Below are 7,566 nucleotides of genomic sequence, written 5' to 3'. Positions count from 1 at the left end.
ATAATTTATCTTCCAAATGCTTCGCCCCTACTAACAACTAACTACTGTACGGGCGAAGCATTTGGATAACTATTTTTGGCAATGACCGATAATTTATCTTCCAAATGCTTCGCCCCTACTGACCAATCCCAATCGCTTGACAGATGGATGTTAAGCCGTTTTCTTCTAGTTTGGTTAATAAACCGACGAGGATGCGGCGTACCATTATTGGTCCTTCATAGATCCAGCCTGTATAAGTTTGAATAAGACAAGCTCCGGCTGTGATTTTTTCCCAAGCATCCTCAGCAGTAAATATGCCACCTACGCCAATGATAGGCATCTGCCCTTGGGTTTGTTGGTAAATGAAGCGAATTACTTCTGTGGAGCGATCTCTCACTGGTTTTCCGCTAATTCCTCCCGCTTCCTCTTGGGGGGATTTACCAGTTTTTTCAATAATTTGGGTTTTGAGTCCTTCCCGGCTAATCGTGGTGTTGGTGGCGATTAAACCAGCAATTCGGTAGGTTTTAACCAGAGCAATAATGTCAGATATTGCTTCCCATTCTAAATCGGGGGCTATCTTCACAAATATGGGTTTCTGTGCAGTGTTTTCCTGCTGTAGCATATCTAAGATTTGACTGAGCATGATAGCATCCTGGAGCGATCGCAATCCCGGTGTATTGGGAGAGGAAACATTAACTACAAAATAATCACCCAAATCCTTCAGTAATCGAAAACTCTCTAGATAATCCTGCGCTGCTAGTTCCAAGGATGTTATCTTAGACTTACCTAAGTTTATTCCTATCGGTATTGGGATTGGGTAAATTAAATGTTGTTTTGCCTCTGTTAATCTTGCGGCCATTGCGACAGCACCAGCATTATTAAAACCCATCCGGTTAAGTGCCGCTTGATCTAAAGGCAAACGAAATAAACGGGGAGGAGGATTTCCTGGTTGTGGATGATAAGTAACAGTACCCAATTCAGCAAAACCAAACCCAAAATTATGCCAAATATTAGCAGCAATACCGTCTTTATCAAATCCAGCCGCTAACCCCAAAGGATTGGGAAATTTCATTCCCAGTATGGTTTGTTCTAATCGCGGATCATTTAGACACAGATATTGCTGAAATAGGCTATTTAACCATTTAGTAGAAGGATAATAACTGGCTTTCGACAGCCAATTTAGACTACCGATGGTTTGTTTGTGCAACCACTCCGGTTCGGTTTTTACCAGAGTAAATAGAACATGACTAACTAATGCTTTATAAATATCCAATTTAGGGTAACATCTATCAATTATTAATAGATACCAAAGCTAAAATCCATTAGGAATGTATACCAGGCATCTTCATATATATTACTATAACTTATAATTGGCAGCAAAAAAAATTAAAGATGCTAAACAACAAATTATATCTTTGGGGCAACTTATCCAAAATTTGAGAGAAGATGATAGACTTTATTCACTAATTAAAACTACTATTGCTTATCTTCAAGAATGGTTTTAACTTTGTATTGATTATGATGGGGCGTGTTCGTTCTAAATCTGATTTACCAGAAAAAATCTGTGTAGTCTGTCAACGTCCATTTGCTTGGCGGAAAAAATGGCAAGATTGCTGGGATGAAGTGAAATATTGCTCAGAACGTTGTCGTCGTCGTCGTTCTCACGCAAAAAATTAACAACTGACAACTGTACGGGCGAAGCATTTGGAGAACTATTTTTGGCAATGACCGATAATTTATCTTCCAAATGCTTCGCCACTACTGACAACTGACTACTGTACGGGCGAAGCATTTGGAGAACTATTTTTGGCAATGACCGATAATTTATCTTCCAAATGCTTCGCCCCTACTGACAAAATAAATGACAAAATAAATGACATTACAAATACAACCTAAATTAATTATTCATGGTGGTGCTGGTAGTTCTCTCCAAGGTAAGGGAGGATTAATCGCAGTCCGCAATTCTCTTTCTCAGATTGTTGCGGAAGTCTATGCTCTTTTGCTGACGGGTGCAAGTGCGACTGAGGCTGTAGTTCGGGGTTGTCAGATGTTGGAAGATGAACCCCGGTTTAATGCTGGTACTGGTTCTGTACTGCAATCTGATGGACAAATCCGCATGAGTGCTTCCATTATGGATGGAACGACTGGCAGGTTCAGTGGTGTAATTAATGTGTCACGGGTGAAGAATCCGATTGAAATGGCGCTGTTTTTACAAGATGCTGATGATCGGGTTTTATCCGATTATGGTGCGGCTGAGTTGGCGCGGGAGTTACAACTGCCTATTTATAATGGTTTAACTGATTTGCGCTTGAAAGAGTGGACTCTAGAACGCCAGGATAACTTTAAAAGAACCATGGCTGGGGTAGTAGCAGAACCAGAAATGGCGGAAAGTGCTGGTAGGGGGACTATTGGTGTTGTGGCTTTAGATGGCTATGGTAAATTAGCTGCTGGTACTTCCACAGGTGGTAAAGGCTTTGAACGCATTGGGCGAGTCAGTGATTCGGCGATGCCAGCGGGTAATTATGCAACTAGTCATGCAGCAGTTAGTTGTACGGGCATTGGGGAAGATATTATTGATGAGTGTTTAGCCGCTAAGGTTGTGGTGCGTGTTACTGATGGAATGTCACTACAGGAGGCTATGCAGCGATCATTTACGGAAGCTAAGAGGAATAATCGGGATTTTGGAGCGATCGCTCTTGATGCCACTGGTGCGATATCCTATGGTAAAACCTGTGAAGTATTACTAGCTGCTTACCATAATGGAGAAAGCATTGGTGATACTTTGGAATGGAATGATCAAGAACTAATTGGTCAGTAGTCAGTAGGGGCGAAGCATTTGGAAGATAAATTATCGGTCATTGCCAAAAATAGTTCTCTAAATGCTTCGCCCGTACAGTTGTCAGTAGTCAGTAGGGGCGAAGCATTTGGAAGATAAATTATCGGTCATTGCCAAAAATAGTTCTCCAAATGCTTCGCCCGTACAGTTGTCAGTTGTCAGTGGGAAGAGTAAAGATAAATATTTTCCTTATTTTCCCATTTATTCTTTTTTGCGCTTTTGTGGTAAAAAAATGAATCTCCCAGTAACACAATCTTGGCAAGATGTTCGCGCAGCATTAAAGGCGATTTGGGGATATGACGATTTTCGTCCCCCCCAAAAAGAAATTGTTAACTGTTTAATATCACAAAAAGATTCACTAATTATTATGCCCACAGGTGGGGGGAAGTCAATTTGTTTTCAACTTCCTGCCCTACTACAAACAGGATTAACTTTAATAGTTTCTCCTTTGGTGGCATTAATGGAAAACCAAGTTGAGGAATTACGGCAACTATCACAAAAAGCAGCACTTTTACACAGTGAATTAACTCCATCTCAACGCCAGGCAACTTTGCAAGCTTTAGAAAAACAGCAATTAAGATTATTATATTTATCACCAGAAACCTTACTTAGTCCAGCAGTGTGGCAAAAGTTGTGTAATCCTCAACTGCAAATTAATGGTTTAATTCTGGATGAAGCCCATTGTTTAGTGCAGTGGGGTGATAGTTTTCGTCCAGCTTATCGGCGTTTAGGGGCTGTGCGTGAAGCGTTACTAAAATCAAAACCACCGGGAACAAAAATTAGTATAGCAGCTTTTACGGCAACGGCTGATCCTTTAGCCCAAAAGATCATTTCTACAGTTTTAAAATTAGACAAACCTGAGATTTTTCGGATTAATCCCTATCGGGAAAATTTAAATCCTATTGTCCGAATTGCTTGGACTCCTAAAGGGAGAAAACAACAATTATTAAAATTTATTCAAAAACGACCAAATCAAGTTGGTTTAATTTATGTACGGACTCGAAGAGATAGTGAAAATTTAACGGAATGGTTAACAGAAAATGGCTTTCATACTGCTAGTTATCATGCAGGATTAAGTCCAACAGAACGCCGGAATATTGAAGCTAGTTGGTTAGGTGGAAAAATCCTTTTTGTGGTGTGTAATCGTGCTTTTGGCATGGGGATAAACAAGTCAGATGTCCGCTGGGTTGTCCATTTTCATGCGCCACATTTATTATCTGAATATGTGCAAGAAATAGGCAGGGCGGGAAGAGATGGAAAACCCGCTGATGTTTTAACTTTAGTAAGTGAACCAACGGGATTTTTAGATGCTGAAGATAAGCAAAGACAGAATTTTTTTGCAGAACAAATGAAATTGCAACAACAAAAAGCCCAACAATTAGCGAAACAATTACCAACCCAAGGAGAAATAAATACTGTAATTAAAGAATTTCCCAATAGTGCTGTGGCACTTTCTCTTCTGCATAGTAATGGACAATTGGAATGGCTTGATCCTTTTCACTATTCTATGTCTTTGCCGTCAGGAAAACCAGCAAAAACACAATTACAAGCTGCTAAACAAATGAGTGAATATCTTACTACTAAAAAATGTCGTTGGCAGTTTTTATTAAATGCTTTTGGGTTTGAAACAACGACTAATTGGCGTTGTGGACATTGTGATAATTGTGGAAATTAATAAACACAATCTGGAAAGATAATTATTACGATATTCCTAGATTATATGCCTAATTTTTTAAATAAAATATTATTTCTTTGTTTTGCATCTTTAACAAGTTTGTTAAATGATAATATTTCAATATAGGTTTTTAATCCAGGGTTAAAACCAAAAAAACCTTGAAGGTCTGGTGTTGGAGTCAGAGAAGAATTAACAGCAAAAGTTTGTATTTCTTCTGTTAAATCACAAATAATATAGGCATAGAAAGGTGTATCTTCACGAAGAGATATTAATCTACCATCTTTATTCTTGTGTTTGCCTGATCTAACCTGGCGTATATAAGAATAAACTTGAGCAATAGGATTTTCTGATGCAGAATATCCCTCTCTCATTGGGCGTTTAAATTCTATTACTACGACGGAAGAATAAGGCTGTTCTTCATCTGGTACAAAAGCAATAGGATGGTTGAAAACTAAAAGGTCTGGTCTATCATTACTTTCTGAATCTAAACTTTCTAGTCTTTTTAAGGATTGATCAGAGGAAAGATATTCATGATAAGACAATCTTTCATCTATTATCCAGAGATTTTGTTTCTCAAAAACATTAATTTCATCAGAAGATGTTCTCATTGGAAAAATTATTTCATGTATATCTTTTTCAAGACTATATCTTCCATCTGAATCAAGAATTAGATTTTTTTCAAACAGACTGATTATGATTTTTCTATGAATAACATATTTTGCTAACTTAGACATCCCTAGATCATTATACTGTTCAAGAAAATTATAATATTCTTTGCTATACTCAGGAAATCTCTCAAAGTGTTCTAGGGGAGTTTTCAATATTCTTACTCCCGTTTCTTTCAGGGATAGTTCATAGCTCGACATTATTTTATGAAGTTCTATTTCTAGTTTTTCTGGAGGAAGTCCAGGTTTTATAGACTCTAATTTATCTGTAGCATATTTTAGTAACGGACGATATTCTACAGCTTCTTCTATAATGTATTTTTGTATTTCTTTCTGTTTCTCTTCCTGTAATCCTTGTAAAAATGGAGAAAGATTATTAGATATTACAGAAATTAATTCATTTTGTATTTCTTTATAAGAAATAAGTCCAATATCTTCTGTAAAACCCTCATGATTATGAATTAGGTTAAAATTAGTTCTTTCTTGATTAACATATTGATCTAAACAGTCACTAGAAACAAAAGCCAGATAGGTAAAAGGCCTTCCTTCTCTGTCACGAATTTTTCTTTTTTCAATTAAATTAGGGATATAGTTGTGTAAATTTTCAGAAATAACGGTTCTATGATTAGCGCAATAAAAAAGTTTATGGCTTGAATCGGATGAGTTGTAATATTTAATTCCTTTAAGATTAAAAGTATATTCTTTTATTTTAATTACATCATTATCCGAGAATGATTCTAAATTTTCATTAAAGTATGTATTAATGTTGAATTCTTTTTTTCCATCAACTACTCTAATTTTGGGTGGTGTTTCTAAAATAAAGTATGAAATACAGTGTTCTAGAATTTGCTTGCCTATAGTTTCACATTTTTGAGGGCATTTTACTTTATATGGATTTAAGAAATTTTTAAGTTCAACTTTTGTATAAAATTCTTGTTTATTATTTAATTCTATTTTCTGGTTAGAATTTTCTTGAACTCCTTTGCAAAAAAGGCTAAATTCTATATTACGTTTGTAAAAATTATTTTCTTCTTCAAAAACACTTTCAATCAGTATTTCTGTAAAAGCTTTAAGCCATAAAAATCTACCAACTCCTTTTGAGCCTCTGCTTTTTTTATATGTACTGTCTGAAGTACAAAAAGACGTATAGTTAATATAATTAAATCCTACTCCGTTATCTAAAACAACAAAACCTTGTATTGGAGATAAATTTCCATCTTCTATGAGTTCTGTTTGATTACCTTCCCTTAAAAGAATAATGTCAATATATCCATTATTGATTTTTGAATCCTCAATAGAATGAATTGAATTTACTACACACTCAAACAATGGCAATAAACATTTATTCTCAGCTAAAGGAGTGTTGTTAATTCTACCTTCTAAACTTATGTCCATGACTTAATGGGTTTAGTTATTTACGTATCTGTTACATTCTACTATACTATATACAAATTTATTTATGTGTTTAGATATTTAAATTAACTTAGCATTTCTTTTTAAATTCTCATTTTCGATCTAGCTTACCATACATTTACTTCAACAGTAAGTGCCTAAATATTATACAAAAACACACTACAATATATTAATGCTTTTCGTAATGCGGATAAATTTGTCTGGATGATTAATTTGTACAGTCTGTAGGTCTTAGCAAGATTAAAAATTAAAAAAAGAAGAGTGAAGAATCTAACTCTTGAATTTTTAATTTTTAATTCTCAATTTTTAATTCTTAGCTGCTTCTGCTTGGCTACAATATTTATTTAATTGAACGCCTAAAGCATCTGATTCCTTACCAGCAGTTTTAGCTGCGGTTGTCAGTGCGGAATCAATTTCTCTTCTAGCTTTTTCAACTTTTACTCTACCATCTGATGATGCTTCTGCTTTCTTAGTATCTGCAAGAGCTTGAGAAGCCTTGGCTATGGCTTCACTAAGATGATCAAAGATTTTGATAAAACTGGTTTCAAATTCTTGCAGTTTGGGGTCTTTTAAATTTAATTCCTGAATGGATTTGGTGACATTTTTCAAGTCTTTGGATAATTGCAAGCTAGTTGATGCTTGCTGACCTTTTTTAATATCAATCAGTGATGTACCCTGATTGACAACTGTAACTAATCGCTGACATTGGGAGGTTTTAGTCTCACTGCAACTAGTAATTAACAAAGCAATGCTCAGGCTAACAGGAGCAATAACTGGATAACGGGAAAACAACATTAACATCCCAAGAGCAATAAAATTCCCTAAATATTAAGCCAATTGACACTCTCAGGGAAGACAGCCACTGAGATTCTACTGACAGAATTAAATTAAGAGTTTAGCTCAATCTAATCTCGCTGCGACCGTCAAACGCCGCCTAAACGCTCAAAACAACTGCCAATCAAGGTGTCGAAATTGCGCTTACTTTTATGGTTTTCAGT

Annotated in this window: 7 protein-coding genes; 4 read left to right on the top strand and 3 right to left on the bottom strand. The window is 35.9% G+C overall.

The genetic code is table 11. From position 1 onward, the window contains the following. Positions 1-115: 115 nt before the first annotated feature. On the bottom strand, positions 116-1,252 hold the full coding sequence (locus PN450_RS19165; protein ID WP_271837234.1) for a quinone-dependent dihydroorotate dehydrogenase: 1,137 nt from the start codon (positions 1,250-1,252) through the stop codon (positions 116-118). Positions 1,253-1,349: 97 nt separating this feature from the next. On the opposite strand from PN450_RS19165, the gene PN450_RS19160 reads away from it, so the two are divergent. The 4 genes from PN450_RS19160 to PN450_RS19145 all read left to right on the top strand — a co-directional run bounded on the left by PN450_RS19160 (position 1,350) and on the right by PN450_RS19145 (position 4,490). Continuing rightward, positions 1,350-1,484: a hypothetical protein gene (locus PN450_RS19160; protein WP_267904281.1), complete on the top strand. Its 135-nt coding sequence runs from the start codon at positions 1,350-1,352 to the stop codon at positions 1,482-1,484. Positions 1,485-1,500: 16 nt separating this feature from the next. Continuing rightward, a complete protein-coding gene (locus PN450_RS19155) occupies positions 1,501-1,656 on the top strand; it encodes a DUF2256 domain-containing protein (protein WP_015080582.1) in 156 nt (51 codons plus the stop codon). Between the two features lie 196 nt (positions 1,657-1,852). Beyond that, positions 1,853-2,797: an isoaspartyl peptidase/L-asparaginase gene (locus PN450_RS19150; protein ID WP_148766343.1), complete on the top strand. Its 945-nt coding sequence runs from the start codon at positions 1,853-1,855 to the stop codon at positions 2,795-2,797. A gap of 250 nt (positions 2,798-3,047) precedes the next feature. Further along, positions 3,048-4,490: a RecQ family ATP-dependent DNA helicase gene (locus PN450_RS19145; protein ID WP_271837235.1), complete on the top strand. Its 1,443-nt coding sequence runs from the start codon at positions 3,048-3,050 to the stop codon at positions 4,488-4,490. Positions 4,491-4,531: 41 nt separating this feature from the next. Here the strand turns inward: PN450_RS19145 and PN450_RS19140 are convergent, their stop codons facing one another. Then, on the bottom strand, positions 4,532-6,550 hold the full coding sequence (locus PN450_RS19140; protein WP_148766345.1) for a hypothetical protein: 2,019 nt from the start codon (positions 6,548-6,550) through the stop codon (positions 4,532-4,534). A 324-nt stretch (positions 6,551-6,874) separates the two neighbouring features. Further along, positions 6,875-7,369, bottom strand: coding sequence for a hypothetical protein (locus tag PN450_RS19135; RefSeq protein WP_015080579.1), 495 nt, complete (start codon positions 7,367-7,369; stop codon positions 6,875-6,877). Positions 7,370-7,566: the final 197 nt, after the last annotated feature.

Source organism: Dolichospermum lemmermannii CS-548, assembly GCF_028330815.1.
Lineage (GTDB): Bacteria > Cyanobacteriota > Cyanobacteriia > Cyanobacteriales > Nostocaceae > Dolichospermum > Dolichospermum lemmermannii.
This window is presented reverse-complemented; position numbering and strand designations above follow the sequence as displayed.

Bases quoted from the DNA above. Each gene is read 5' to 3' on its own strand.
- PN450_RS19155 (WP_015080582.1), top strand. From the start codon at position 1,501: ATGGGGCGTGTTCGTTCTAAATCTGATTTACCAGAAAAAATCTGTGTA.
- PN450_RS19150 (WP_148766343.1), top strand. From the start codon at position 1,853: ATGACATTACAAATACAACCTAAATTAATTATTCATGGTGGTGCTGGT.
- PN450_RS19145 (WP_271837235.1), top strand. From the start codon at position 3,048: ATGAATCTCCCAGTAACACAATCTTGGCAAGATGTTCGCGCAGCATTA.
- PN450_RS19140 (WP_148766345.1), bottom strand. From the start codon at position 6,550: ATGGACATAAGTTTAGAAGGTAGAATTAACAACACTCCTTTAGCTGAG.
- PN450_RS19135 (WP_015080579.1), bottom strand. From the start codon at position 7,369: ATGTTAATGTTGTTTTCCCGTTATCCAGTTATTGCTCCTGTTAGCCTG.